The organism is Terrabacter sp. FW104-15G4B, assembly GCF_058790095.1.
This window is the reverse complement of the sequence record NZ_JBYTCI010000014.1, coordinates 94665-121035: the sequence shown is the minus strand read 5'-3', so window position 1 is coordinate 121035 and position 26371 is coordinate 94665. Positions and strand designations below refer to the sequence as shown.

At 70.9% G+C, this 26371-nt stretch carries 20 protein-coding genes and 1 other RNA gene; 6 read left to right on the top strand and 15 right to left on the bottom strand.

Going from position 1 to position 26371, the window contains the following annotated elements; genetic code table 11:
• Both AC3WRT_RS12790 and AC3WRT_RS12785 read left to right on the top strand, forming a co-directional pair.
• On the top strand, positions 1-1298 hold a 1298-nt coding region (locus AC3WRT_RS12790), incomplete at its 5' end, for an alpha-amylase family glycosyl hydrolase (RefSeq protein ID WP_492722424.1).
• 184 nt (positions 1299-1482) lie between these two features.
• The gene (locus AC3WRT_RS12785) at positions 1483-2406 is read left to right on the top strand and encodes an aminoglycoside phosphotransferase family protein (protein ID WP_492722422.1); all 924 of its coding nucleotides are present in this window, start codon (positions 1483-1485) and stop codon (positions 2404-2406) included.
• 79 nt (positions 2407-2485) lie between these two features.
• On the opposite strand, the gene AC3WRT_RS12780 is transcribed toward AC3WRT_RS12785, so the two are convergent.
• The 8 genes from AC3WRT_RS12780 to AC3WRT_RS12745 all read right to left on the bottom strand — a co-directional run bounded on the left by AC3WRT_RS12780 (position 2486) and on the right by AC3WRT_RS12745 (position 12379).
• Positions 2486-4327: a bifunctional metallophosphatase/5'-nucleotidase gene (locus AC3WRT_RS12780; RefSeq protein ID WP_492722420.1), complete on the bottom strand. Its 1842-nt coding sequence runs from the start codon at positions 4325-4327 to the stop codon at positions 2486-2488.
• 156 nt (positions 4328-4483) lie between these two features.
• Positions 4484-6244 (bottom strand): DEAD/DEAH box helicase, encoded by a 1761-nt coding sequence (locus AC3WRT_RS12775; protein WP_492722419.1) that lies wholly within the window; start codon positions 6242-6244, stop codon positions 4484-4486.
• A gap of 126 nt (positions 6245-6370) precedes the next feature.
• A complete protein-coding gene (locus AC3WRT_RS12770; RefSeq protein ID WP_492722418.1) occupies positions 6371-7342 on the bottom strand; it encodes a zinc metalloprotease in 972 nt (323 codons plus the stop codon).
• 192 nt (positions 7343-7534) lie between these two features.
• Complete coding sequence (locus AC3WRT_RS12765; RefSeq protein ID WP_492722416.1) at positions 7535-7864, bottom strand: DUF3039 domain-containing protein; 330 nt, start codon at positions 7862-7864, stop codon at positions 7535-7537.
• 9 nt (positions 7865-7873) lie between these two features.
• Complete coding sequence (locus tag AC3WRT_RS12760) at positions 7874-8785, bottom strand: glutamate racemase (RefSeq protein WP_492722414.1); 912 nt, start codon at positions 8783-8785, stop codon at positions 7874-7876.
• Between the two features lie 7 nt (positions 8786-8792).
• Positions 8793-9353, bottom strand: coding sequence for a YqgE/AlgH family protein (locus AC3WRT_RS12755; RefSeq protein WP_492722412.1), 561 nt, complete (start codon positions 9351-9353; stop codon positions 8793-8795).
• Between the two features lie 28 nt (positions 9354-9381).
• Positions 9382-11721, bottom strand: coding sequence for a DEAD/DEAH box helicase (locus AC3WRT_RS12750; protein WP_492722410.1), 2340 nt, complete (start codon positions 11719-11721; stop codon positions 9382-9384).
• Positions 11722-12010: 289 nt separating this feature from the next.
• On the bottom strand, positions 12011-12379 hold the full coding sequence (locus AC3WRT_RS12745) for a VanZ family protein (RefSeq protein ID WP_492722408.1): 369 nt from the start codon (positions 12377-12379) through the stop codon (positions 12011-12013).
• A gap of 69 nt (positions 12380-12448) precedes the next feature.
• Here AC3WRT_RS12745 and AC3WRT_RS12740 point away from each other — a divergent pair, with 69 nt between their 5' ends.
• Genes AC3WRT_RS12740 through AC3WRT_RS12730 form a run of 3 tightly spaced genes read left to right on the top strand, consistent with a single transcriptional unit; the run spans position 12449 to position 13988 of the window.
• On the top strand, positions 12449-13069 hold the full coding sequence (locus AC3WRT_RS12740; protein WP_492722406.1) for an SIMPL domain-containing protein: 621 nt from the start codon (positions 12449-12451) through the stop codon (positions 13067-13069).
• 47 nt (positions 13070-13116) lie between these two features.
• Positions 13117-13530 (top strand): thioredoxin, encoded by a 414-nt coding sequence (gene trxA / locus AC3WRT_RS12735; RefSeq protein ID WP_492722403.1) that lies wholly within the window; start codon positions 13117-13119, stop codon positions 13528-13530.
• Positions 13531-13535: 5 nt separating this feature from the next.
• Entirely contained in the window at positions 13536-13988 is a 453-nt protein-coding gene (locus AC3WRT_RS12730; RefSeq protein WP_492722401.1) for a YccF domain-containing protein, read from the top strand.
• Between the two features lie 100 nt (positions 13989-14088).
• Here AC3WRT_RS12730 and ssrA read toward each other — a convergent pair.
• Positions 14089-14455: a transfer-messenger RNA gene (gene ssrA / locus AC3WRT_RS12725) on the bottom strand.
• Between the two features lie 218 nt (positions 14456-14673).
• On the opposite strand from ssrA, the gene AC3WRT_RS12720 reads away from it, so the two are divergent.
• Positions 14674-18048 (top strand): pyruvate carboxylase, encoded by a 3375-nt coding sequence (locus AC3WRT_RS12720; protein ID WP_492722396.1) that lies wholly within the window; start codon positions 14674-14676, stop codon positions 18046-18048.
• A 371-nt stretch (positions 18049-18419) separates the two neighbouring features.
• Here the strand turns inward: AC3WRT_RS12720 and ligD are convergent, their stop codons facing one another.
• The 6 genes from ligD to ftsE all read right to left on the bottom strand — a co-directional run bounded on the left by ligD (position 18420) and on the right by ftsE (position 26343).
• Entirely contained in the window at positions 18420-20045 is a 1626-nt protein-coding gene (gene ligD / locus AC3WRT_RS12715; RefSeq protein WP_492722392.1) for a non-homologous end-joining DNA ligase, read from the bottom strand.
• Between the two features lie 35 nt (positions 20046-20080).
• Positions 20081-22099, bottom strand: a complete 2019-nt coding sequence (locus AC3WRT_RS12710; protein WP_492722390.1) for a DUF2207 domain-containing protein — start codon at positions 22097-22099, stop codon at positions 20081-20083.
• Between the two features lie 67 nt (positions 22100-22166).
• Positions 22167-22640: an SsrA-binding protein SmpB gene (gene smpB / locus AC3WRT_RS12705; protein ID WP_492722389.1), complete on the bottom strand. Its 474-nt coding sequence runs from the start codon at positions 22638-22640 to the stop codon at positions 22167-22169.
• A gap of 144 nt (positions 22641-22784) precedes the next feature.
• Positions 22785-24293, bottom strand: a complete 1509-nt coding sequence (locus AC3WRT_RS12700; protein WP_492722387.1) for a peptidoglycan DD-metalloendopeptidase family protein — start codon at positions 24291-24293, stop codon at positions 22785-22787.
• A 217-nt stretch (positions 24294-24510) separates the two neighbouring features.
• Positions 24511-25416 (bottom strand): permease-like cell division protein FtsX, encoded by a 906-nt coding sequence (ftsX, locus tag AC3WRT_RS12695; protein WP_492722385.1) that lies wholly within the window; start codon positions 25414-25416, stop codon positions 24511-24513.
• A 24-nt stretch (positions 25417-25440) separates the two neighbouring features.
• Positions 25441-26343, bottom strand: coding sequence for a cell division ATP-binding protein FtsE (gene ftsE, locus AC3WRT_RS12690; protein WP_492722383.1), 903 nt, complete (start codon positions 26341-26343; stop codon positions 25441-25443).
• Positions 26344-26371 lie beyond the last annotated feature (28 nt).

Genomic DNA, 26371 nt, shown 5'->3' with positions numbered 1-26371 from the left:
CCTACGCCCCCCGGCCCGACGTCGAGCTGACCCACCCCGAGTGGAGCCGCAGCGCGACGATCTACCAGATCAACCAGCGGCACTTCACGCCCGAGGGCACCTTCCGTGCCGCCGAGGCGCATCTGCCGCGCATCCGCGAGCTCGGCATCGACGTGGTCTGGCTCATGCCGGTGCACCCCATCGGCGAGCGCAACCGCAAGGGCGCCCTCGGCAGCCCGTATGCCGTCCAGGACTACCTCGCCGTCAACCCCGAGTTCGGCACCCTAGAGGACCTGCGCCACTTCGTCGACACCGCCCACGGACTGGGGCTGCACGTCATCCTCGACTGGGTGGCCAACCACACCGCGTGGGACAACGTGCTCGTCGAGCAGCACCCGGAGTGGTACGCCCGCGACTGGAAGGGCGACTTCCGTCCGACGCCATGGTGGGACTGGGACGACATCATCGACCTCGACTACGACAACCCCGGCCTGCGCCGCTACATGACCGAGGCCATGAAGTACTGGGTGCGCGAGGTCGGCTTCGACGGCTTCCGGTGCGACGTGGCGGGCTTCGTCCCGGTCGACTTCTGGGACAACGTGCGCCGCGAGCTCGACGAGATCAAGCCGGTCTTCCTGCTCGCCGAGTGGGAGTCGCGCGACCTGCACGTGCGTGCCTTCGACATGACCTACGGCTGGAGCTGGAACGAGACGCTGCACAAGATCGCCCACGGAAAGGCCGACGTCGAGGCGCTCAAGGTCTACTACGCCTGGAACGACCGCTTCTACCAGCGCGACGCCTACCGGATGCTCTTCGTCAGCAACCACGACAAGAACGCGTGGGAGGGCACCGAGTACGAGCAGTTCGGCGACGCGCTCGAGCCCGCCATCGTGCTGTCCGTCGTCAGCGAGGGGGTGCCGCTCATCTACAACGGGCAGGAGGCCGGTAGCGACAAGCGCCTCATCTTCTTCGACAAGGACGAGATCGAGTGGCGCGAGCACGAGCAGGGCCAGCTCTACCGCACCCTCTTCGCTTTGAAGAAGGCGCACCCGGCCCTGTGGAACGGCGCCGCCGGTGGCCGGATGGTGCGGGTGCCGAACTCGGCGGAGTCGGCGGTGCTGAGCTTCGTCCGGGCGGTCGACGACGACCGGGTCTTCGGGGCCTTCAACTTCAGCGCCGAGCCGCTGACGGTGACCCTCGGCGACGGCCCCCAGGCCGGCGCCTGGCGAGACGCGTTCACGGGAGAGACCCTCGAGCTCGAGCAGAACCAGGGCTACAGCCTCCCCGCCTGGGGCTACCAGGTGCTCGTGGGTCGGTGAGCCACGGCCGCAGTCACGAAAGAGATCACGAACCTGGTCCCATCGCGCCGAAACGGGTTACGGAGCGGCCCTCGATCCGAGACAATGGGAAGGCGTACCCGCCGGTGCTCCCCTGTCCCGGCGGGTACGCCTACGCCCGGAAACCGCCTCGCGATGAACGGCCCCGGTGCGGCAGGGTGCAGGCGTGGCCGAGACCCTGCACGACGACGAGCTGACCCCTGACGAGGACGTCATCCGCAGCCTGCTACGTGAGCAGTGCCCCCAGTGGGCCGACCTGCCGCTGTCCCCGGCCGGAGCCGGCACCGACAACATCCTCCACCGGCTCGGCGACGAGCTGCTGCTGCGGCTTCCCCGGACGCCGGGGACCGCGCGGTCCGTGGAGAAGGAGCAGCAGTGGCTGCCCGTCCTGGCCCCGCACCTGCCGGTGGCCGTTCCGGAGCCCGTGCACCTCGGCCGGCCGTCAGCCGGGTTCCCGCTCCCGTGGTCGGTCTACCGCTGGATCGAGGGTGAGCTGGTGGGCGACGACACCGTCGCCGACTGGGCGCAGCTCGGCCACGATCTCGGCTGCTTCGTCGAGGCGCTCCAGTCCGTCGACCTCATGGGAGCCGGGCGCGAGGGCGAGCTGAGCTGGTACCGCGGCGGGTCGCTGGCCGACGTCGACGACTGGGTCCGGGAGTCCCTCGCCCAGTGCCGCGGCCTCGAGGGGCGCGACCTGGACAGCCTGGACCTCGACCGTCTCGAGCGCCTGTGGTCGGAGGCGCTGGAGCTGACGGACCTCGACGAGCCGGCCCGCCACGTGTGGATGCATGCCGACCTCAAGCCCACCAACCTGCTCGTCCGGGACGGGCGGCTCGCGGCGGTCATCGACTTCGGCGGTCTCTCCGTCGGAGTCCCGGACGCCGAACACGCACCGCTGTGGGACCTACCCGTCGCTGCCCGCGACGCCTATCGCTCGACCCTCGGCCTGGACGACACGCCGTGGCTGCGTGCGCGGGCGTGGGCGCTGGCCGTGGGGCTCAGCGGAATCGCCTACTACTGGGGGACCTACCCGGCGTTCGTCGCCGAGTGCCTGCGTCGCCTGAAGCGCGTGCTCGCCGACGCCGGCTGAGCACGTCGTGGGCGGAGCCCAGACGCGGACGTGCCGCCCCGACCGGTGGTCGAGGCGGCACGTCGGTGCATCATCCGCCTCAGGGCGTGACGGTGATCGGGTTGCCGTTGCTCACGAGCCTCCAGTCGAGGCTCGAGAAGACCGCCGGGTCGATGACCTTGTTGGCCGTCGCCCAGTCGATGAGCAGCTGACGGATCTCGATCTGGCGGTTGTAGACGACCGGAGCGCCCACGACCCCCGGGAAGTTGCCACCACCGGACTGGCGGTAGTTGTTGATCGCCACGACGAAGCGCGCGTCCGACGCGAGCGGGCTGCCCGCATACGCGAGGTTCACGATGCGCGAGCCGACCGGCTCGGCCAGGTCGATGTCGTAGGTGAGGTCGGCGTCGAGCCCGCCCATGACGTCGTAGTTGTAGTCCGGCGTGCCACCCGCGTTGGTGAGCGAGTCGGCCGCGACGGGGCCAGTCGTCGTGCACGGCTGGAAGTACTCCGCGCTCTTCTCGAGGTACGCCTTGACCTGCGCGCCCGTGAGCACGATGCCGAGCAGCGTGTTGTCGTAGATGTAGAGCCCCGCAACGTCCCGGATGGTCACGTCGCCCGCCGGGATGGCGGCGAGCTTGTTGAACGGCGCGGCGATCGACAGCACCGGGAGGGCCGCCTCGGCCGTGCCGGACAGGGCCTTCTTCACCGCGTCGGCCTGGACGAAGTTGATGAAGTCGATCGCGGCGGTGTCCTCGTACCGCGACGACGCGGCCGACATGGCCTCCGTGCACGTGCCGATGACGCCGTTGACGTAGGTGAGCACCTTCTGGTGCGCGGCGGCCACGGCGCCGGTCACGGCGGGGTCCTCCGGGGCGACGTTGGAGTTGTAGAGCGTCGCCTCCGAGTGCACGACCTGCCACTGCCCGCGGACCTTCTGGACGTCGATCGACATCCGGGTCACGCGCATGCCCCAGTAGTAGGGCTCGGAGAGCAGCACCTGCTTACCGGTCGCCTTGTTGGCGACGTAGCGCTGCGGGATCTCGAGGTGGGCGTGGCCGACCAGGATCGCGTCGATGCCGGGGACCTCCTCGGCGAGGATCGCGCTCGCGTTCTCGACGTAGGGCAGCGAGTCGCCCCACGACGACTTGCCGTTCTCGCCCGAGTGGCAGGCGACGATGACGACGTCGGCGCCGGCGGCCTTGAGGCGAGGCACCATGACCTTGGCCTGCTCGACGATGCCGGGGAACCGCACCTTGCCCTCGACGTTGGCCTTGTCCCAGATGGCGACGCCGGGGGTGACGAGGCCCAGGATGCCGACCTTGATCGCCTTGGTGTCGGTGAGCTTCACCGTCTTGATGACCCACGGCTTGAAGACGGGTGCCCCGGTGTTCCAGTCCACCGAGTTGGCCGACAGCAGCGGGAAGTTCAGCTGCTTCTCGAAGGCACGCAGGGTGTCGAGGCCGTAGTTGTACTCGTGGTTGCCCAGCGCGGCGGCGTCGTAGCCGACCTGGTTCATCGCGGCAGCCATCGGGTGCTTGGCGCCCCCGGTGATCGGGTCGATCTTGGCGTAGTAGTACGCCAGCGGCGTGCCCTGGATGGTGTCGCCGGCGTCGATCGTCAGGGTGCGCTCGGCGCCGACCTCGGCGCGGATCGCCTTGATGACGGTCGAGGCCTTGGCGACGCCGATGTCGTTGTGCGCCTTGTCGTCGTACTCGGCGTTCTTGAAGTAGTCCCAGTTGTAGACGTTGCCGTGCAGGTCGGTCGTGCCGAGCACGGTCAGCCGGACGACCTCGCCGTTGGTGCCCGGACCGGTGGCGGCCGTGGCGGGCGCGGCCGCGCGCACGGCCGCGAGCCCGGCGCCGCCCACGGCGGCAAGGGCGAGCAGCTGGCGACGGGTCGTCGAGGACCCGAGGAGGTCAGGGGTGTGGTCGGTGCTCATGTCGTCCTTCGTCGGTCAGGTGCTCGGTCGGAGCAGTCCTGGGGTCACGGGTGCGCACTCGCCCCCGAGGCGCAAGGCAGACCATAACCCCGCAAACCCCACCGCGCGCATCCGAGCGATGACGCCGACGTGAACAGCGCCCCGTCGCCGAGTTCGTCAGCGGCGGCCGACGAGCCAGAGCCGGATCTTGTCGATGCGCTCGGACACCTGCTCCGAGGACGCCGCGGCGAGGTCGGGGCCGCCGCAGACGCGACGCAGGTCCATGTGGACGTTGGCGTGCGGCAGGCCCTTCTGCCGGGCATAGGTCGACACGAGCTTGTTGAGCTCCTTGCGCTGGGCGGCGAGGGCTCGGTGCGCGGCCACCGGCATCGGCGCCGTGGCACCCTGGGGCGCCTTCTTGACCTGGCGGCTCTGGCGCTCGCGCAGCAGCGCGGACACCTGGTCGGGCTCGAGCAGGCCGGGGAGGCCGAGGTACTCCTCCTCGTCCTCCGACCCGATCTGCGCGTGCATCCCCCACTGCTGCTTGTCGAAGAGCACGTGGTCGAAGTGGGCGTCGGACTGGAGCGCCTCGAAGGCGCCCTCGTCGAGCGCGCCGCTCGCCTTGTCGGCGCGGTTGGCCTCGTCGAGCAGGCTCTGCTCCTCGGCCCACATCTGGCCGATGTCGTCCGGGTCGGGCTTGCGGTCGAGCGCGTGGTCGCGCTGCTCCTCGAGCCGCGACGCGTGGTCGAGGACGACCGGCACCGACGGCAGGAAGACCGACGCGGTCTCGCCGCGACGGCGCGCGCGGACGAAGCGCCCGACGGCCTGGGCGAAGAAGAGCGGCGTCGACGTGGAGGTGGCGTAGACGCCGACGGCGAGGCGCGGCACGTCGACACCCTCGGACACCATCCGGACCGCGACCATCCACCGCTCGTCGCTGGACCCGAAGTCCTCGATGCGCTTGCTCGCGCCGAGGTCGTCGGACAGCACCACGGTGGGAGCCTCGCCGGTCAGCGTGCGGAGGATGGCGGCATACGCCCTCGCCTGCGTCTGGTTGGAGGCGATCACCAGGCCGCCGGCGTCCTCGACGTGGCGTCGCACCTCGGTCAGGCGGCGGTCGGCGGCCGCGAGCACCGCGGGGATCCACTCACCCTTGGGGTCGAGCGCGGTGCGCCACGCGTGCGCGACGAAGTCCTTGGTCATCGGCTCGCCGAGGCGCGCCTCGAGCTCGTCGCCGGCCTTCGTGCGCCAGCGCATGCTGCCGCCGTAGGCCATGAAGAGCACCGGGCGCACGACGCCGTCGCGCAGGGCCTCGGCGTAGCCGTAGGTGTAGTCGCTGGAGCTGACGAGCGTGCCCTCGGCGTCGAGCTCGTAGGTGACGAAGGGGATCGGCGAGGTGTCCGAGCGGAACGGCGTGCCGGTCAGCGACAGGCGTCGGGTGGCCGGATCGAACGCCTCGCGTATGCCGTCGCCCCAGCTCTTGGCGTCACCGCCGTGGTGCACCTCGTCGAGAATCACGAGCGTCGAGCGGGAGGTCGTCAGCTCGCGGTGCAGCGACGGGCGCGATGCCACCTGCGCGTAGGTCACCGCGACGCCGTGGTAGTCGTCGCTGTGCCGGCCGATGCTGTTGCTGAACTTCGGGTCGAGGCTGATGCCGACGCGGGCGGCGGCGTCGGCCCACTGGGTCTTCAGGTGCTCGGTGGGGGCGACGACCGTGATGCGGTGCACGATCCCGGCGTTCAGAAGCTCGGTGGCCACCCGCAGCGCGTACGTCGTCTTGCCGGCGCCCGGCGTCGCGACCGCGAGGAAGTCGCGCGGCGCCTTCTCGAGGTAGAGGTCGAGCGCCTCCTGCTGCCAGGCGCGCAGCTTGCTCGCGGTACCCCACGCAGCCCGCTCGGGGAAGGCGGGTGGGAGGTGGAAGGCGGCGCCGGAACTCATAGAGGGACCACCGTAACGAATCGTCCGGGACGACATGCCGAGGCCCCGCCTTGCGAGCGGGGCCTCGGACCGGATGGTATGCCGCTCAGTCGCTTTCGCGGACAGGTGCGGCAGGCGTGCTGGCCGTCACCGGCCGGCGCGGTATGCCGTCCACTGGGCCTGCATGCGCGACACCTGGCCGGTGGTGAAGGTGTTCATGCAGGAGTCGTAGGTGTAGTCCATGAAGTTCTTGATCGGGTCGAGCCCGGGGCTGGTGCACGTGTCGCGGCCCGTCGGGCACTGGTAGGCGGCGCTGGCCTCGGCGGGCGTGTCGTCGACGTAGTCGCCGTTGCCGTTGCAGCCGCCCTGGAAGGTGTGGTAGAGCCCGACCCAGTGGCCGACCTCGTGGGTGGCGGTGTCACCCTGGTTGTAGTTGGTCGCGTTGCCGCCCGGGAGGGACCCGGTCAGCACGACGACGCCGTCCATCGCGTCGTAGGTGTTCTTGGGGAAGGTCGCCCACCCGAGCAGCCCCTGGCCGATGTTGGCCGAGTAGAGGTTGAGGTCGGCCATCGTGCCCTTGCGCAGGGTCGTCTTCATGCTCTTCTCGGCCGACGAGCCGGGCGTCACGGTGTACCAGGACGAGTTGCTCGTCGAGTCGGACCCGGCGAGGCTGAAGCTGAGGCCGGTGCTGGCGTAGGCGTTGTTGAGGACGCTGATCTGGCTGCTGATCCTGCTGCTGCTCACCGCGCCCTGGGTGCCGTTGGTGATGGTGTGCCAGTAGACCTTGACCGTCGCCCGCGCGAAGGCGCCGCCGCCGCTGCCGGGCTTCCCGCTCTGCCCCTCCTTGACGACCTTGCCCGACGAGTCGCGGGTCAGCCCCTTGGCCTCGAGGGCCTTGGTCAGGGCTGCCTCGTTGGCGCGCACCTGGGCGTCGGACAGCTCGTGCGGGTCCTTGGCCGTGCCGTGGTCGCCACGGGCCCCGACCGCGCCGACGGTCTGGGGGTCGAGGCACGTGCGACCGCTGTGGCCTTCGAGCACGGGGGCGGCGTGGGCCGGCGCGCCGAGCGACACCGCGGCGAGTGCGAGGGGTGCCGCGAGCATCAGGGAGCGAAGCTTCATGGAGTGACCTTTCTCGTCCGACACGAGGCCCGATCGGGCGTCGATCCATCGAGACTAGGCACCCGCAGGCCGGCGGCGGAGCCAGCGTGGGTCAAGAACCCGTAAGGAAAGCAGCGCGCGGGGCTGGGCCTCGGTGCGCGCGTCGGGAGTCCGGTCAGGGGTGCGGTCAGGGGTGCAGTCAGGGGTCCCGGGTCAGGAGTCCCCGCCACCACCGCTGTTGTCGCCGTCGCCGCCGTCCTGCGGATCACGCAGGCCGTCGTAGATCTCCTTGCAGACGGGGCACACCGGGAACTTCTGGGGGTCGCGGCCGGGGACCCAGATCTTGCCGCAGAGGGCGACGACGGGCTCGCCCGACAGGGCGCTCTCGAGGATCTTCTCCTTGCGGACGTAGTGCGAGAACCGCTCGTGGTCGCCGGGCTCCTGCAGCTCCTCGCGGACCTCCTCGCGCTCGATCGTGGCCGTGCTCGTGCCGCGCAGCGGCTGGGGCTCGGGCTCGAACGGGTCGGGAGGCATCGTGGTCATGCCGGAATTCTACGGCCGCGGGTCGAGCGGCCGGAACGACTGCTGCTCTCGGGGCGCCTGCGGCAGTTCCGGCCGGTGGTTCCGGCCGGTTGGCCCGGGGACCGCCAGGTCGAGGAGGCGGGCACCTGCCGGGTAGGCGCTCCACGACGCAGGGACCGGGCCGGCTCGGCCGCTCAGGAGCACCGCCTCCACCCCCGCGTGCGCCGCCGTCGGGTCGGGCTCCAGCCGGATGCGGCGCAGCGTCTGGCGGGCGACCGCCACGGGTGAGTCGTGGATGGCCACCCCCGACCCGAGGGCGGCGACGATGCGGTCCACCACGAGGCCGTAGTGGGTGCAGCCCAGCACGAGCGAGCGCGTGTCCGTGGGGGTCTGCGACACGGCATACGCGATGCAGTCGTCGACCGCGTCGGAGTCGCCCGACTCGATCGCCTCGGCCAGACCGAAGGCGGCGACGGCATGCGTCTCGACGTCGGCGGCGAAGGCGTCGACGAGACCGCGCAGGTAGTCGCTCGACGTCGTCGCGGCGGTCGCCCACACCGCCACCGGCCAGCCCGCGGCCGCAGCGGGACGGATGGCCGGCACCGTGCCGATGACGGGGACCTCGGGTTCGAGCTCGGCGCGGAGGGTCTCGAGGCCGTGCACCGAGGCGGTGTTGCAGGCCACGACGACGGCGTCCGGGGCGTAGGGCAGCGTCGCCCGCGCGGACGCGAGGACGAGCCGGCGCACCTCGTCAGGGGTGCGGGGCCCGTACGGCATGTTGTCCGGGTCGAGGGACAGCACGAGCCCGAGGTCGGGGCGCAGCGTGTGGAGGGCGTCGGCATACCCGAGGAGCCCGAGCCCGCTGTCGACGAAGGCAACTCGCCTGGTCGATCTGGGGGTCTCGGGCTGCGTCCCGTCGGGGTCCGTGGCTTCGGTGGTCACCGGCGCGTCAGTTCATCGACGGGTCGTCGGGGAAGTTCGCGACGTAGGCCAGGCTGTCGCGCTGGCGCCGCAGGACCTCGCGCCAGAGCCGGTCCGGCTCCGGGGTGAACGCGTCCCCCACCTCCGCGTCGACGACGTACCAGTCCCCGCGCAGGATCTCGCTCTCCAGCTGCCCTGCCTCCCAGCCGGAGTAGCCGGCGAAGATGCGCAGGCCGGCGAGCTCGGCCGCGACCACCGGGGTCGGCACGTCGAGGTCGACGAGGCCGATGGACCCGAAGAGGCGCTTGACCCCCAACGGCTCCGGCTCGTCACCCGGGACGGTGACGAGGCCCAGCGCCGACGACGTGGACACCGGTCCACCCTGGAAGAGCACGTGCGGGGCGGTGACGACACGCTGCCAGCCCGGGAGGACCGAGTCGACCTCGGCCGACAGCGGCTTGTTCAGCACGACACCCTGGGCGCCGTCGTCGTCGTGGTGGAGCAGGAGGATGACGGACCGATGGAAGACGTCACCCCCGACGGACGGCGTCGCCACGAGGAGGCGGCCGGTGTGGAACGGCGAGCTCACGGGCCCAGCCTTCCACACCGGCGACCCGTCAGAAGCGTGCGCCGCGGCGGCCGGCGCGCTGGTCGTCGCCCCAGCGGGACACGAGCGAGTCGCCGCGGTCGCCGCGCTGGCCCCGTCGGTCGTCACGGCGGTCGTCGCGTCCGTGGTTGGGACGGAAGCCACCCCGCTGCCCCTGGCGCGGACCGCGCGGCCCGGCCGGGCCACGACGGTGCTGCTTGGGGCCGGCGATGAGGCGCTGGAACTCGTCCTCGGCGATTGCGACGCCACTGGGCGTCGTGGCACCGGTGGCCGCGATCGTCGCGTCGCCGGGCGTGGCCCGGACCGGCGAGATCTCGAGACCGGCGTCCTTGAGCTGGCGCTCCATCGTGCGGCGCTGGTGCGGCAGCGCCAGGGTCACAACGGTGCCCTTGTCGCCGGCGCGGGCCGTGCGGCCCGAGCGGTGCAGGTAGTCCTTGTGGTCGGCCGGCGGGTCGACCTGCAGGACGACCGAGACGTCGTCGACGTGGATGCCGCGGGCCGCCACGTCGGTCGCGACGAGCACCGGGAGGGTGCCGTCACGGAACGCCCCGAGGACGCGGTTGCGCTGACCCTGGTTGAGGCCACCGTGCAGCGCGGCCGCCATGACGCCCTGCTCGCGCAGCTGCAGCGCGATGCGGTCGGCGCCGAGCTTCGTGCGGCAGAAGACGACGGTGCGACCCTCGCGGTTGGCGACCTCGGCCGTGATGACCTTCTTGTGCTGCGGGTCGATGAGCAGGACGTGGTGGTCCATGCCCTCGACCGACGCCGTGGCGTCGTTGGTCGAGTGCGTCACCGGGTCGGTGAGGTACTTCTCCACGAGGGCGTCGATGCCGCGGTCGAGCGTCGCCGAGAACAGCAGGCGCTGGCCGTCGGACGGGATCTTGTCGAGGCTCGTCGTGATCTCGGCCATGAAGCCCATCTCGGCCATGTGGTCGGCCTCGTCGAGCACGGTGATCGAGACGTCGTCCATCTCGACTGCACCTCGCTCGAGCAGGTCGTTCAGGCGACCGGGCGTCGCGATGAGGATGTCGACGCCCTTGTTGAGGGCGTTGATCTGCGTCGTGTAGCTCAGGCCACCGGCGACGAGCTTGTGGCGCAGGCCGGCGACGTGCACGAGCGGCTCGAGCGCGTCGGAGATCTGCATCGCGAGCTCACGCGTCGGCGTGAGGATCAGCGCGTGCGGCTTGCGCGGGCGGCGCGGCGTCTCCGCCTGGAGCAGGCGGGTGATGAGCGGCAGGCCGAAGGCGAGCGTCTTGCCTGAGCCGGTCTGTCCGCGGCCGAGGACGTCACGACCCGCGAGCGCGTCGGGGATCGTCGCCGTCTGGATCGGGAACGGCGAGGTGATGCCCTCGCGGGCCAGGCGCTCGACGATGCGCTCGGGCAGGCCGAGGGCAGCAAAGCCGTTGTCCTCGGCGACGTCGACAGGGCCGTCGGACACGTCGGCGCGCGTCGACTTGGTCCAGCTGTCGGCGTCCATGCGCTCGGCCTCGGCGTCCTCGAAGGTCACGGGAGCGCGGTCGGCGAAACGGTCGCCGCGGTGGTCGCCGCGGCGATCGAACGACGGACGGTCGTCACGGCGCTGGTAGCCACCGCGGTCATCGCGACGCTCGAACGACGGGCGGTCCTCGCGGCGCGGGAAGCCACGGTCGTCACGGCGCTGGTCGCCGCCGCGGTCATCGCGACGCTCGAACGAAGGGCGGTCCTCGCGACGCGGGAAGCCACGGTCGTCACGGCGCTGGTAACCGCCGCGGTCATCGCGACGCTCGAAGGACGGGCGGTCCTCACGGCGCTGGAAACCACGGTCACCGCGGTCGTCACGACGCTGGTAGCCTCCACGGTCGCCGCCGCGGTCATCGCGACGCTCGAACGAAGGGCGGTCCTCGCGACGCGGGAAGCCACGGTCGTCGCGGCGCTGGTAACCGCCGCGGTCATCGCGACGCTCGAACGACGGGCGGTCCTCACGGCGCTGGAAACCACGGTCACCACGGTCGTCACGAGGCTGGTAGCCCCCACGGTCGCCGCCGCGGTCATCGCGACGCTCGAAGGACGGGCGGTCCTCACGGCGCTGGAAACCACGGTCACCACGGTCGTCACGACGCTGGTAGCCCGCACGGTCGCCGCCGCGGTCATCGCGACGGTCGGTGGAGCGGTGCTCGTCACGCGGGGCGCGCCACTCGCGGCCGCCGACGTGCGAGGAGCCCGACGAGGCCGGGCGGGAGGTCTTCGGGCCGGAGAAGGAACCGGCAGGCTTGCCGGCCTGGCCGCGGTGCGGCTTCTTGGTCGCGGCGGACTTCTTCTCGGCGGACCAGCGGGCCTTCTTGGGCGCGCCGGAGGAGGTGTGCTTGGGCATTGCGTATTCAACTCTCTTGACTCGAGCAGACTTCGCCTCGAGCCGTGAGTCACACCACGACCATGCAGACGAGCCTCAGGCGCAGCAATCTCCGCGCCCCATGTGTACCGGTGCCCGGCATCTGTGCCGTCCGGTTTTCGGATCCGCTCCGCGTCGGTGCCGGGCCGCGCCGTCTGGCGCGATCTGCCGGAGGGGGCCACCCCGTCGGACGAGCCTGCCCGCCGGGCATCCCCGGCGCCATCTCTTCCGTCGTGATCCGAGGAGACCTCGGAGTCGGATGTCCCAAAGTCTACCAGCGGCGCAGCCGCCTCCCGACCACCAGCGCCGCCGCGCCGATCGCGACGCCGACCAGGTCGACCACCGCGTCCCAGACGTCGCCGGTGCGCCCCGGCAGCAGGAAGTGCTGCACCAGCTCGCTCACGGGGGCGTGGATCGCGAAGGCGATCACGGGGATCCGCACGGAGCCCAAGGCCCGCCCCACGGCATACGTGGGCACGGCGAAGACGAGCAGGTGGACGACCTTGTCGGTCCAGCTGACCGGGCCCTCGACCGTCACGACGGGCCAGTAGAGGACGAGCAGCTGCGCCACCACCGAGCCGACGGCGGCCGCGGCGGCCAGCCGCGAGCAGGGGGTGAACCGTCGCGGAACGCTCGTCATGGCACTGCAGTCTAGGTAGGTTGCGACGAGGGCCTTGACCGCTCCCGGGGCCGCGACGAGAGGAACCCCATGGGCAAGCGCACGGTCACCGTCACGGGCAGCGGCACGGCCGCGGTCTCCCCCGACGTCGTGCGGCTCGACCTACGGGTGGGGCACGACGGTGACGACGTCGCCGAGGCGCTCGCCGGTGCCGCCGAGGGCATCACGACGGTGGGGGCGGTGGTCCGCGAGCACGACGTCGCGGACGCCGACATCCGCACCCTCGACGCCGGCGTCAACCAGCGCTGGGACAACACCGGCACGGCCGTCGGTTTCACCGCGCAGCAGCGGATCGCGGTCACGGTGCGCCGCCTCGAGTCGGTGGGCGAGATCCTCGAGCACGCGGCATCGGCCGTCGGCAACGCGCTCCTCGTCGACCAGGTGCGGCTGGACGTCTCCGACCGCAGCGACGGGTTGCGGCGCGCCCGCGATGCGGCCTTCGCCGACGCCCACGACAAGGCGCGGCAGTATGCCGGCCTGTCCGGCGCGCGGCTCGGCGCGGTCCTCGGGGTGGCCGAGGCGGGAGCCTTCCCGGTCCAGGGGCGGCAGATGATGGCGATGGCAGCATCCAGGGACGCGGGCGGCATGCCCGTCGAGGGCGGCGACCTCGACCTGCGGGCCAGCGTCACCGTCACCTGGGAGCTGGCCTGAGCCGCACCCGCCGGAATAGGTCCTGAGCACCATCCGTTGCCAAGGGCATGGCTACCACAGAGCTGACCGCGCAGTCCTTCGAGCAGACCGTCCTCGACAACGACATCGTCCTGGTCGACTTCTGGGCGTCCTGGTGCGGCCCGTGCCGCCAGTTCGCCCCGGTGTACGACGCCGCCTCGCAGAGCAGTGACAACGAGGGCATCGTGTTCGGCAAGGTCGACACCGAGGCCGAGCAGGGCCTCGCCTCGGCGGCGAACATCACCTCCATCCCGACGCTCATGGCCTTCAAGGAGGGCGTGCTCGTCTTTGCCCAGCCCGGCGCGCTGCCGCAGTCCGCGCTGCAGGACGTCATCGAGCAGGTCAAGAACCTCGACATGGCGCCGATCAAGGAGCAGATCGCGGCCGAGGCCGCTGCAGGCTCAGCCCCGAGCCAGCAGGCCGAGCAGGCCGAGCAGGCCTGAGGCCCGTGCGGCTGGTCCTCAACGTCGTCTGGGTCGTCTTCGGCGGCTTCTGGCTCTGGCTGCTCTACGTGCTGGCCGGGGTCTTGGCGTGCGTGACCATCGTCGGCATCCCGTTGGGACTGGCCGCCTTCCGGATCGGGTGGTTCGCCCTGTGGCCCTTCGGCCGCACCGTGGTCGAGCACCCGGGGGCCGGCGCCGCCTCGACGCTCGGCAACGTGCTCTGGGTCATCTTCTTCGGCTGGTGGCTGGCGCTCGGGCACATCACGACGGCCATCGCCCAGGCGGTGACCATCGTCGGTATCCCGCTGGCGCTCGGCAACCTCAAGCTCATCCCGGTCTCGCTCTTCCCGCTGGGCAAGCGGATCGTCCGCGTCGACGGCGGGTCGTGGTCGGCCTTCGGGCCCGACCTCATCGGCCCGGGGCGCACGGCCGGCAACGAGGACCTGCGGCTGCGCTGATCCCGCAGTCCGGCGCGACGGCATACGCAAGAGGGCGTCCCGCGAAACGGGACGCCCTCTTTGCCATGACAGCGACAGCGTGACGTGGCCACCACGAAAGTGGTGGAGGTGGCGGGAATTGAACCCGCGTCCGATGACGAGAAACCAGGGCTTCTCCGGGTGCAGTGCGCTATGGCTTTTCTCGGCCCCAGGGCTCGCACGCACACGTCCCCTGACAGGCCCAGTTGAGTAAGAGTCCCGCGCAGCCCCCCAACATGACTGCGCAGCAAGTTTCCTAGCTGATGCCAGACACTGAGTCGGAAACTAGCTCAGGCTGACAGACTTCGAGGCTCGCTCAGGCGGCGAGGGCGAAGTCGGTGCGCTTGGAATTGGCACCTATTGTTTTGCAAGGAGCGTTTACGAGATAACCCTGCATCCTCGACCCGCTTCCCCTGGCGTATCGACCACCGTCGAAACCGATCACCCCCGTGAGGGTGTCCACGTCACGCTGTTGACTTGTCAAGCTGCCCTGCGCTCCACCGGGGTGGAGGGAACAGTATGCAGGAGGAACGCTCGGGCGGTCCATGTCATTCCCTGGCGTGGGGCGGTCGCAGGCAGCCGCGCCGCGGGTCGGCGGCCACGCCACTAGGCTGCCCACCGTGGTCGACGAGGACCACACCTCTCGCTCCCGCACCCTGGAGGTCCGATGTTCCGCAAGGTTCTCGTCGCCAACCGAGGCGAGATCGCCGTTCGAGCCTTCCGGGCCGCGACCGAGCTGGGCGCCAGGACGGTGGCCGTGTTCCCGTGGGAGGATCGCAAGAGCGAGCACCGGCTCAAGGCGGACGAGGCCTACCAGATCGGCGAGCAGGGCCACCCGGTCCGCGCCTACCTCGACCACCAGGCGATCGTCGCCAAGGCCGTCGAGGCGGGCGCCGACGCGATCTACCCCGGCTACGGGTTCCTCTCCGAGAACCCCCTGCTGGCCGAGGCGTGCGACGCCGCCGGCATCACCTTCGTGGGGCCCCCGGCGTCGGTGCTGCACCTGACGGGCAACAAGGCCCGCGCCATCGCGGCCGCGCGCGACGCCGGCCTGCCGACCCTGCGCGGCTCCGAACCCGGCACCGACCTCGACTCCCTCGTGGAGGCCGCCGACGAGATCGGCTTCCCCGTCTTCGTCAAGGCGGTCAGCGGCGGTGGTGGCCGCGGTATGCGACGGGTGGAGAGCCGTGAGGGACTGCGCGACGCCCTCGAGGCCGCCCAGCGGGAGGCCGAGTCGGCGTTCGGCGACCCGACCGTCTACCTCGAGGAGGCCGTGGTCAACCCGCGCCACATCGAGGTCCAGGTGCTCGCCGACGGCACCGGCGAGGTGGTGCACCTCTACGAGCGCGACTGCTCCCTGCAGCGCCGCCACCAGAAGGTCGTCGAGATTGCCCCAGCGCCCAACCTCGACCCAGCCACGCGCAAGAGCATGTGCGAAGACGCGGTCGCCTTCGCGCGCTCCATCGGCTACGTCAACGCCGGCACCGTCGAGTTCCTGCTCGGCGAGGACGGCCGCTACGTCTTCATCGAGATGAACCCGCGCATCCAGGTCGAGCACACCGTGACCGAGGAGGTCACCGACATCGACCTCGTCGTCATGCAGCTGCAGATCGCGGCCGGCGACACGTTCGCGTCGATGGGCCTGCGGCAGGAGGACATCCGCACCAAGGGATTCGCACTGCAGTGCCGCATCACCACCGAGGACCCCGCCAACGGCTTCCGTCCGGACGCCGGCATGATCACCGTCTACCGGTCGGCCGGTGGCAGCGGCGTGCGCCTCGACGGCGGCACCGTCTTCGTCGGCGCCGAGGTCAGCGCCCACTTCGACTCGATGCTCGTCAAGCTGACGTGTCGCGGGATGACGTTCCCGATCGCGGTGCGACGGGCCCAGCGCGCCCTCGCCGAGTTCCGCATCCGCGGCGTGTCGACGAACATCCCCTTCCTCGAGGCGGTGCTGAGCGACCCGGTCTTCCAGCAGGGCCTGGCCACGACGTCCTTCATCGACCAACGGCCCGAGCTGCTCTCCGCGCGAGTGGGCGCCGACCGCGCGACGAAGCTGCTGACCTACCTTGCTGACGTCACGGTGAACCAGCCCAACGGCCCGGTCACCACGAGGGTGCGCCCGCGCAGCAAGCTGCCCGAGCTGCCGGACGCGCCCGTGCCACCGGGCGCGCGCGACCGGCTCGTCGCCGACGGACCCGCCGCCTTCGCGCGGTCCCTGCGCGAGGCGAACGACGTCGCCGTGACCGACACGACCTTCCGTGACGCGCACCAGTCGCTGCTCGCCACCAGGATGCGCACCCGCGACCTGCTCCACGTCGCGAGGCATGTCTCCCACCTGACGCCGCAGCTGCTGTCGATGGAGGCGTGGGGCGGCGCGACCTACGACGTCGCCCTGCGCTTCCTTGCCGAGGACCCGTGGGAGCGGCTCGCGGCCCTGCGCGAGGCGATGCCGAACATCCCTCTCCAGATGCTCCTGCGCGGGCGCAACACGGTCGGCTACACGCCCTACCCGACGGCCGTCACCGACGCCTTCGTGCGCGAGGCGGCCTCCACCGGGCTCGACATCTTCCGCATCTTCGACTCGCTCAACGACGTGTCCCAGATGCGACCGGCGGTCGAGGCGGTGCTCGAGAGCGGCACGGCGGTGGCCGAGGTCGCGCTCTGCTACACCGGCAACCTCATGTCGCCCGGCGAGAAGCTCTACACGCTCGACTACTACCTGCGCCTCGCCGAGCAGATCGTCGACACCGGCGCCCACGTCCTGGCCATCAAGGACATGGCCGGCCTGTTGCGCGCTCCCGCCGCCGCCCGTCTCGTGAGGGCCCTGCGCGAACGCTTCGACCTGCCGGTCCACCTGCACACCCACGACACGGCCGGTGGCCAGGTCGGCACGCTGCTCGCGGCCATCGACGCCGGGGTGGACGCCGTCGACGCCGCGACCGCGACGATGGCCGGCACCACGAGCCAGCCCTCGCTCTCGGCCCTCGTGGCTGCGACCGACGACACCGACCGGCCGACCGGGCTCGACATCGAGAACGTCTTCGCGCTCGAGCCGTACTGGGAGGCGGTGCGTCACCTCTACCGGCCCTTCGAGTCGGGGCTGGCCTCCCCCACCGGCCGCGTCTACTTCCACGAGATCCCCGGCGGCCAGCTGAGCAACCTGCGCCAGCAGGCCATCGCGCTGGGCCTGGGCGACCGTTTCGAGGCGATCGAGGACATGTATGCCGCGGCCAACCGGATCCTCGGCAACGTCGTGAAGGTGACGCCCAGCTCCAAGGTCGTCGGCGACCTCGCGCTGGCGTTGGTCGGTGCCGGAGCAGACCCGAAGGACTTCGAGCAGGACCCGCAGAAGTACGACATCCCCGACTCCGTCATCGGTTTCCTCAACGGCGAGCTCGGCGACCCGCCCGGTGGCTGGCCCGAGCCCTTCCGCACCAAGGCCCTGGCCGGCCGCCGCTCCCGCCCACGGCTGACGGAGCTGACTCCCGAGCAGGAGAAGGCCTTGGCCGACGCGCCACGGCGCACGCTCAACCAGCTGCTCTTCCCCGGGCCGTCGAGCGAGTACGAGTCCTCCCGCGAGTCCTACGGCGACCTGTCGGTCCTCGGCACCGTGGAGTTCCTGCACGGGCTGGAGGCGGGCGAGGAGTACGAGGTGGAGATCGAGCCGGGCAAGCGCCTCATCATCGGCGTGCAGTCCATCGGCGAGGTCGACTCCAAGGGGATGCGCACCGTCATGTGCACCCTGAACGGCCAGTTCCGTCCGATCACCGTGCGCGACCGCTCCGTCGAGGCGGACGTGAAGGCCGCTGAGAAGGCCGTTCCCGGAGCGACTGGCCAAGTCGCCGCCCCCTTCGCCGGCGTCGTGACGCTCGCGGTGGACCAGGGCGACCCGGTCGAGGCGGGAAGTGTGGTGGCGACGATCGAGGCGATGAAGATGGAGGCCAGCATCACGAGCCCGGCGGCCGGCACCGTCTCCCGGGTCGCGATCAAGGCGCACCAACAGGTGGAGGGCGGTGACCTGCTCCTCGTCATCGACTGACGCGGCTGACGCGGCTGACGCGGCTGAGGCGCTGACGCGATTGAGGCGGCTGAGGCGGCCGCCGCCTCGAGAGAGGACGCCTGCCCTCGGGACGTCAGGCGGCTTTCACGACCTCGCGCACCAGCCGCAGCGCCCGCTCGACCGACCCCGCCGCGTCGAGGATCGGGAAGAGCGTGGCGCGCCAATCGCGGTCACGGTCGACGACGAGGGCCTGGCGCCGGGCTCGACACCGGCGCCGCCACGAGCGGCACGACCCTCTCGGCGCGCCTCGGGGATGCCGTATGCCGCAGCGCGGGGCCTGCTGTGACTGCTGCGTGGCGTCGTGGCGGGGATCGGGGCCCTCCTCGCGCTCTGCGCCGGGCGCAAGGGCCTCAGGTGATCCTGGGGAGCGACCGGCTGTGGTCCAGGGCGCCCCGGAAGAGGTCGCCGCGCTCGTCGAGGCGGTCGAGGACCGTGCGGATGGTGAAGCGGTCCGGGCGCAGGTCCGGATCCTCCAGCTCGTCCCAGGTGATCGGCGCCGACACCGGGGCTCCGGCGGCGGGGCGCGGGCTGTACGGCGCCACGAGCGTCTTGTTGACCGCGTTCTGCGTGTAGTCGAGGCGTGCCAGCCCAGCGCGGTCACGCTTCTGCCACTTCCAGCTCACCAGGTCCGGCAGCACCGCGCCGACCGTCCGTGACACCTGCTCCACCCACTCCCTCGTCTCCTGGAAGGTCGGGCCCCGGCTGATCGGCACCCAGACCTGGATACCCCGGCGACCGGTCACCTTGGGGTAGGCGTGCACGTGCAGGTGCTCGAACGCCGTGCGGTGCAGCCGCGCCAGCTCGAGCACCTGCGGCCAGGTGGTGCGTTCGCCGGGGTCGATGTCGAAGAGGGCGTAGTCCGGCCGTTCCGGCGCGGCGGTCGAGGACGTCCACGGGTGCCACTCCAGCGCCCCGAAGCCAGCCGCCCACACCAGCGCGGCCGGCTCGTCGACCACGAGGTAGGTGCGGGTCTCCCCCGGGTCGGCGTCCGGGTTGTCCCAGCGAGGCAGCCAGCCCGGAGCTCGCTCGGGAACCTCCTTGTGCCAGAAGCCCTTCGATCCCGCCCCGTCGGGGTAGCGGTGCAGGTTGAGGGCCCGGCCGCGCAGGTAGGGCAGCAGCACGGGCGCGATGCGGGCGGCATACGCCAGCAGCTCACGCTTGGTCACCGGAGGTTCGCCGTCACGGCCGGGAAAGAGCACCTTGTCGAGGTTGGTGACGCGCAGGTTCCGGCCGAAGACCGTCCACCGGCCCTCGCCGCCCAGGTCGGCGAGCCCGGCCAGCTCGTCCTCCGACAGCTGTGGGCCGGGGTTGCTGCCGACCGGCACGGCGGCGACGGAGGCCGGCAGGTCGGAGCGCCACAGCAGGTCCGGATCGGCCTTGACCTCGTCGTTGGTGCGACCGCTGAGCACCGATGTGGGGTGCTCCTCCGGGTTCCAGCCCGGCTCGGCGAAGGCGTCGTGCTTGTGGACCAGGAGCCACTGCTCCTTGCCGCCGCCGCCATCGGCGGACCCGCTCCCGCGCCGGACGAGGGCGAAGCGCCCGCGGAGTCGCTCCCCCGCCAGGTCCACGTGCAGCTCACCGTCCCGGACGGCTTGAGCGGGGTCGTCGGTGCCGTGCGGCTCCCACGTGCCCCGGTCCCAGACGATGACGTCGCCGCCGCCGTACTCACCGGCGGGGATGACCCCCTCGAAGAGCTCGTACTCGATCGGGTGGTCCTCGACGTGGACGGCGAGTCGGCGGGCCTCCGGGTCGAGCGTCGGGCCCTTGGGCACGGCCCAGCTGACGAGGACGCCGTCGACCTGCAGCCGGAAGTCGTAGTGCAGCCGGCGGGCGCGGTGGCGCTGGACGACGAAGCGCCGGGGCCCGTCATCGTCCGGCCGGACAGGCGCAACGCCCCCGGCCGGCTCGCTCGTGCGGGAGAAGTCACGCTTGTGCCGATAGGTCGCGAGCAGATCGACGGCTGCCGGCGTGCCCATGCCGGCTCCTTACCCAGCAGGGATGGGCGCTCGACTCACCACGAGCCCGACGACGAGCCGCCACCCCCACCACCGGAGAAGCCGCCCCCGGAGAAGCCGGACGAGCCCGAGGACCCGGGCGTCGAGGTGAAGGTGCCGGTCGAGGTCGTCGAGAAGGAGTCGACGCCGTTGGCGATGCTCGTGAAGTCCGGGAAGACGCTGCCGCTCCAGACATACCACGTCGGCATGATCAGGGGCCGGTTCGCGGCCTCTGCCGCCTTCGCCACGTCGGCGAACGTCCGGGCCCACCGGTCGGCGACACCGAAGACGACGGCATACGGCAGGTAGCGGCTGAAGATGTTCGACGCCTCGTCGAACTCGATCTGGCCGGCCTCGGCCGTCGTGAGGTACTCCTTGAAGCCGAGCGACTGCGCCAGCACCGCCGACCCCTCGGCCGTCTTGGCCGCCATGCGGCCGCCGAGGACCCAGACGATGATCCCCGCCACGATCAGGCCGACGCCGAGTGCCGCCCCGCCGGTGAAGCTGCCGCCGAGGATCGCTCCTATGGCCGGCCTGCCGTAGAAGAGAACCAGGGCGCCGAGCACCGCGATGACCAGGCCCAGCCCCTGCCAGGCGCCGCGCTGCTTCTGCGGCGAGGATCGGAACCACCCGCGCGTCACGACCTCTTGGTACATCTGGGCCTGGATGCGCTTCAGGGTGCTCGCGAAGGTGTTCTTCAGCTCCGAGAGGCGCACGACGTCGCCACGGCTCGAGAAGATGCCGTCGAGGAGCTGGCGCTCGTAGGAGATCAGTCGCTCGCCCTGCGGGTAGGGCAGGCGGGTCAGGGTCCAGTCGGTGCGGCTGAACATGCCCTCGCCGCCGTTCTCCTCGATGCGCAGGAACCCCCGGACGGCGAGGTCGATGACCGTGGCCGACACGTCGATGGGGTTCGCCGTCTCGTCGATGATCGTCCCCACCATGCCGGGCTGCACGCCCTTGGGCGGCTGGAACTGGACCGCGATCGTCGAGCGGCCGCCTCGGACCGTCGCCGCGGTCGGCGTGCCGTCGCGGGCGGTCGGCGTGCCGTCGCCCATGGCCCCCGTGCCGCCGGCCGGGGAGAGTCCCGGCGTGAGGTCTGCATAGTGCTCGTCGCGGCCTCGGGTCCACACCAGGGCGCCCATCAGCGCGAGGGCGAGAACCGGGGCACCGACGCCGCCGATCCACGCGGCGGCATTGGCGGCGGGTGCCGCCGCGGACCCGACCGAGGAGCCCGCATCGCCGTTGCGGACGTCGGGTCGCACGTCGTGGAAGGCGGAGGCGGGATAGGAGGCGATGACGGTCATGGCATCGCCGGAGCCGAGACCCTGCGCCGAGAAGCGGGACGGCTCGCCGGGACTGCCCTGGCAGGGCGTGGTCGACCCCGACGCACCCGTGAAGCAGAGCACCTTGGTCGAGGCGGCCGGCGCGTTGACGGTGACCGAGACGCGGTCACGCGCGGTGGCCTCGTTGGTGCCGAAGACGTTGTAGTTCAGCTCGACCGTGTCGGCCGGAACGTTGCCCGTGACCGGCTTGCCGTCGGCCGAGATGGGGTTGAGCACGTTGTGCAGCGTGTAGCTGACTTCGTAGATCTGCGTGCCGCTGGTGTACTCGCTCGCCGACCCGATGCGGATCTCCTGGGCAGCGCCGTTGTCGCTGACCCGGAAGCTGTCGGGCGCCCCGCTCGGGCTGCTCACGGCGACGTCGGTCAGGTCGTAGTAGCGGAACCGGTTCGGCTCGTTGTTGTAGCCCATCCGCACGACGATGTCGCGGAAGATGCCGTGGCGCTGCTCTCCGCTGGGGAACCGCCACGTGATCGTCTCGGTGACCTTCATGCTGCCGTCGGCCTGCACGTCGTAGACTGCCACGAAGGAGTCCATGCCCTCCCCGCCAGCCGCTCGCGCGGCGCCGACCGGGCCGACGACCAGCAGGGCCGCCGCGAGCAGCAGGCCGAGCACGCCGAGTCGCCGGCCGCGCATCACGGTCGATCGCGTCGATCCAGCCATCGGGGTGCCCTCCGCGTCGTTGGTCCCTTGCATCCTGACACCGGACGCTGCCGAAGGGCGCGTGGTTCCGCGCCACGGGTCGTCGTGCCGCTCGGTGACGTCAGCGTCGGCGGTGCGCCGCGCTCAGGGCGCGCTCCGCCTCACGGTTGTCCTGGCGCTCGCGCAGGGCGTGGCGCTTGTCGTACTCCTTCTTGCCGGTCGCGATCGCGATCTCCACCTTGGCGCGTCCGTCCTTGAAGTACAGCGACAGCGGCACGATCGTGCGTCCGCTCTCGCGCGTCTTGTGGGCGATCTTCTCGAGCTCGGAGCGGTGCAGGAGCAGCTTGCGCTTGCGGCGCGGGGCGTGGTTGTTCCAGGTGCCGTTGAGGTACTCGGGGATGTGCACGTTCTCGAGGTAGAGCTCGTCGCCGGTGAACATCGCGAAGCCGTCCACCAGGGACGCCCGCCCCATCCGCAGCGCCTTGACCTCCGTGCCGGACAGCACGATGCCGGCCTCGAACGTGTCGTCGATGAGGTAGTCGTGTCGGGCCTTGCGGTTGCTCGCGATGAGCGACCGCCCCTTCTCCTTGGGCACCGGACGTCCTTCCGACTCGGCTGCTGCTCGCCGGCGCACGGAATGGCGCCGGGTGGGTCGTTGGCCGACCGCGCTGCGGTCGGCGAGCCAACGCTACCCCGAAGGGCGGCGCCGTTCAGAGTCGGTATTGCGCTCGGGGGAAGCTCAGAGCCACTTGCGAGGGTCGACGGGGGTCCCGTCCTCGTAGACGCCGAAGTGCAGGTGGCAGCCGGTGGAGTAGCCCGTGGTGCCGGAGTAGCCGATGAGCTGGCCCCGGTTCACCTTCCCGCTGAACTTCACGATGCTCGTCAGGTGGTTGTAGGTCGTGACGAGGTCGATCCCGCGGTGGATCCCGTGGTCGATGACCACCTGGTTGCCCCACCCGCTCGCACGCCAGCCGGCGCGGATGATGTCACCTGGGGCCGCGGCATACACCGGCGTGCCGCAGGCGATGCCCCAGTCGAGGCCATCGTGCAGCATCCACTTCTGCAGGACCGGGTGCCAGCGCATGCCGAAGCCGGAGGTGGTCGGGCCGACGGCCGGGTAGCTCAGGTAGTTCGAGGGCGTGCTGTCGGACGGGACGGAGACCGGGGGCGGTGGCTTCGGGGTGTACTTCTTCCCGCCCCTCGCCGCGGCGGCCGCCTTGGCCCGCTCGGCGCGGATCTGGGCCTGCCGGGCGCGTTCGAGCTTGGCCCGAAGTGCCGCGACGCGCTTCTGCTCCGCGATGCGGGCCTGGCGCGCGCGCTCGACGAGGACCGCCTGCAGGCGAGAGGACTCGGCGCGCGCCGAGGCGAGGTCGGCCGCCTCGCTCTTGCGCTGCTCGGCGAGGTCGGCGGCGTAGGACGACTGCTTCGACTTCAGCTGGTCGAGCTGGTTCTTGGCGGCGGTCGCGTTCTGGGCGGCCGTGATCGCGTTGTTCTTGGCCACGATCGCCTGGTTCTTCGCCTGCGTCGCAGCGGCTGCCGCGCTCTCGGCGCTGCGCAACGCCGCCTCGGCCTGACGCTTGAGCTCCGCGATCTCGCCGCGTACCGAGGTGAGGTAGGAGCGGGTGGAGGTGTTGTCGGCCGTCATCGCCGCGAGCTTGTCGATCGTGTCGCTGGCGACTGCGCTGGCGGTGTCGGCCATGACGAGGCGGTCGGCGAAGTCCTCGGGGGACGTCGAGCCGAACACCATCCCGAGCTGGGACTGCTGGTCGGAGCCCTGGAACACCTCGGCGGCATACGAGTCGAGGGCATCCTGGCTGGTGACGAGGTCGGCCCCGCTCTTGGCCAGCTGCTCCTTGGCGCGCTGCTCGTTGGCCTGGGCCACCGCCAGCTTCTGGGCGACGTCCTCGTTGTGGGCGCGGGCCTTGGCCTCCGCGGCGATGGCGCGCGCCTCCGTGGCCTCGGCGGCCACCTGGGCCGCCTGGGCTCGCACCTGCGCGGCCTGGGCCGAGGTGACCCGCTGCTGGGCGACCGGGAGGGCGGCGTTGGTGCGCTGGAGGTTGACGTAGGCGCGCGCGAGGGAGGCGTTGGTGCCCTCGAGCTGCTGGCCGAGCGCCGCGATCTTCTGGTCGTTGCGCTTCTTCTGGTCAGAGACCGAGTCGGCGTGCGCGACGAAGGCCGTGCCGACCGAGGCCGTGCACGCCAGGACGAGCCCGGCGGCCGTCAGCCTGGTCGCCGGCCCGCTCAGCATGGAACGCCTCTTCAGCCACATATGGACCATTGGTACCACAGGTCACTCTGGTTGGGGAGAGTTCGGCATGATGGTGGCCTTTGCGTCGTCGTGCCTCGCGGCTGGGAAGGCGGGCCCGACACCCGGGGCTGCAGCGCTCGACGGGACCGGGAACAGGATGCGTCGGCGGCGCGGTGCACGTGGGCGAAACCGGAAAATCTTGCAGTTTCCGGGTGGTTCAGACGCGCAGGTAGCGCCGCAACGTCACCCACGAGGTGAGACTCGACAGCCCGACCACCCCGACGACGACGAAGGGCGCGACGTAGAAGACGTCGGCCACGCCGATGAAGGCCGTGTCGGTCAGGGTCTGGCTGAGGAAGCCGACGACGCCGTAGCGCACCGTCGCCCACAGCATGCCCATCGCCAGGACCGCGCCGAACACGCTCGCCAGCACCGTCTCCATCACGAAGGGGAAGCGGATCGTGAAGTTGGAGGCACCCACGAGACGCATGATGCCCGTCTCGCGCCTGCGGCTGAACGCCGTCTGACGGATCGTGGTCGAGATGAGCATGACCGCGGCGAGCACCATGAGCGAGGACAGCGCGATGGCCGCCCACGAGACGGTGTTCATGAAGGTGAAGAACTTCTCCAGGAGCTTCTTCTGGTCCTGGACGTCCGCCACCCCCGGCATGCCCTTGATCGAGCTCGCGACGACGTCGAACTTGCCGGCGTCGTTGAGGTTCACCCGGTAGGAGTCGGCAAAGTACGACTCCCCCGCGCGTGCCAGCGGGGAGTTCTTGTAGGTCTGCTTGAAGCGGTCGTACGCCTCGTCGCGCGACTCGTAGAAGACGTCCTTGACGGTGGGGCGGAGGGAGTCGAGCTCGGCCTTGATGGCCGTGCGCTGCGCGTCGGTGGTCGCCTCACCCGCACAGTTGGTGAAGCGGGTCTTCTCCGCGCAGAGCAGGACCGTCACCTGGACGCGGTCGTACCAGTAGTCCTTCATGGTGTCGACCTGCCGCTGCCCCATCAGGCCGAGGCCGAGCAGGTACATCGAGATCATCGTGACGATGACGACCGAGACGGCCATCGAGAGGTTGCGCCGGAGGCCGTTGCCGATCTCGCCGAGGAGGAACTGGAATCGCATGTCGTGTCTCGCTCCGTCCCGCGCTCAGCGGTCGCTCGTCTGGACGCTCTTGTGGCGGCGGAAGAGCCCGGCCCGGGGCCGCGGCTCGTCCGCGTCGCGACCGATGGGCCGCACACCGTCCGACTCGTCCCCCTCGGCGCCGTAGGCCGTGGGGTCGGCGTCGTCGTAGCCGTCGGCCACCTCCGGCACGTCGGTGCGCCGCGGCGCACCGGACTCCTCGTCGAGCCGGATGCGCGGGATGGAGCCGGTCGTGTAGTCACCGGCCTGCATGTCGCTGACGAGCACGCCGTTGTCCAGGCGGATGACGCGCTTGCGCATCGCGTTGACCGTGACGGTGTCGTGGGTGGCCATGACCACCGTTGTGCCCGTGCGGTTGATGCGGTCGAGCAGCTGCACGATGCCGAGGCTGGTGTCGGGGTCCAGGTTGCCCGTGGGCTCGTCGGCGAGCAGGATCGGCGGCCGGTTGACGAAGGCGCGGGCGATCGCGACGCGCTGCTGCTCGCCACCGGAGAGCTGGTGCGGCAGGCGCTTCTCCATGCCGGCCAGTCCCACCAGCTCGAGGGTCTCCGGCACGGTCTGGCGGATCCGCGCACGGCCGCTTCCGAGGACCTGCAGCGCGTAGGCGACGTTCTGGAACACCGTCTTGTTCGGCAGCAGCCGGAAGTCCTGGAACACGCAACCGATCTCGCGGCGCAGCGCCGGCACCTTGCGCTCGGGAAGGCGGTCGAGATCGCGCCCGGCCACGAGGATGCGGCCGCGAGTGACGTCCTGCTCTTTCATGACGACCTGCATCATCGTGGACTTGCCCGAACCGGACGTGCCCACGACGAAGGCGAACTCACCGCGCGGGATCTCGAGGCTGACGTCGTCGAGCGCCGGACGAGTGGTCCGCGGGTAGGTCTTCGTGACGTTCTCGAAGAGGATCATGCGTCGGGCCTCGACTCGTACTGGACTT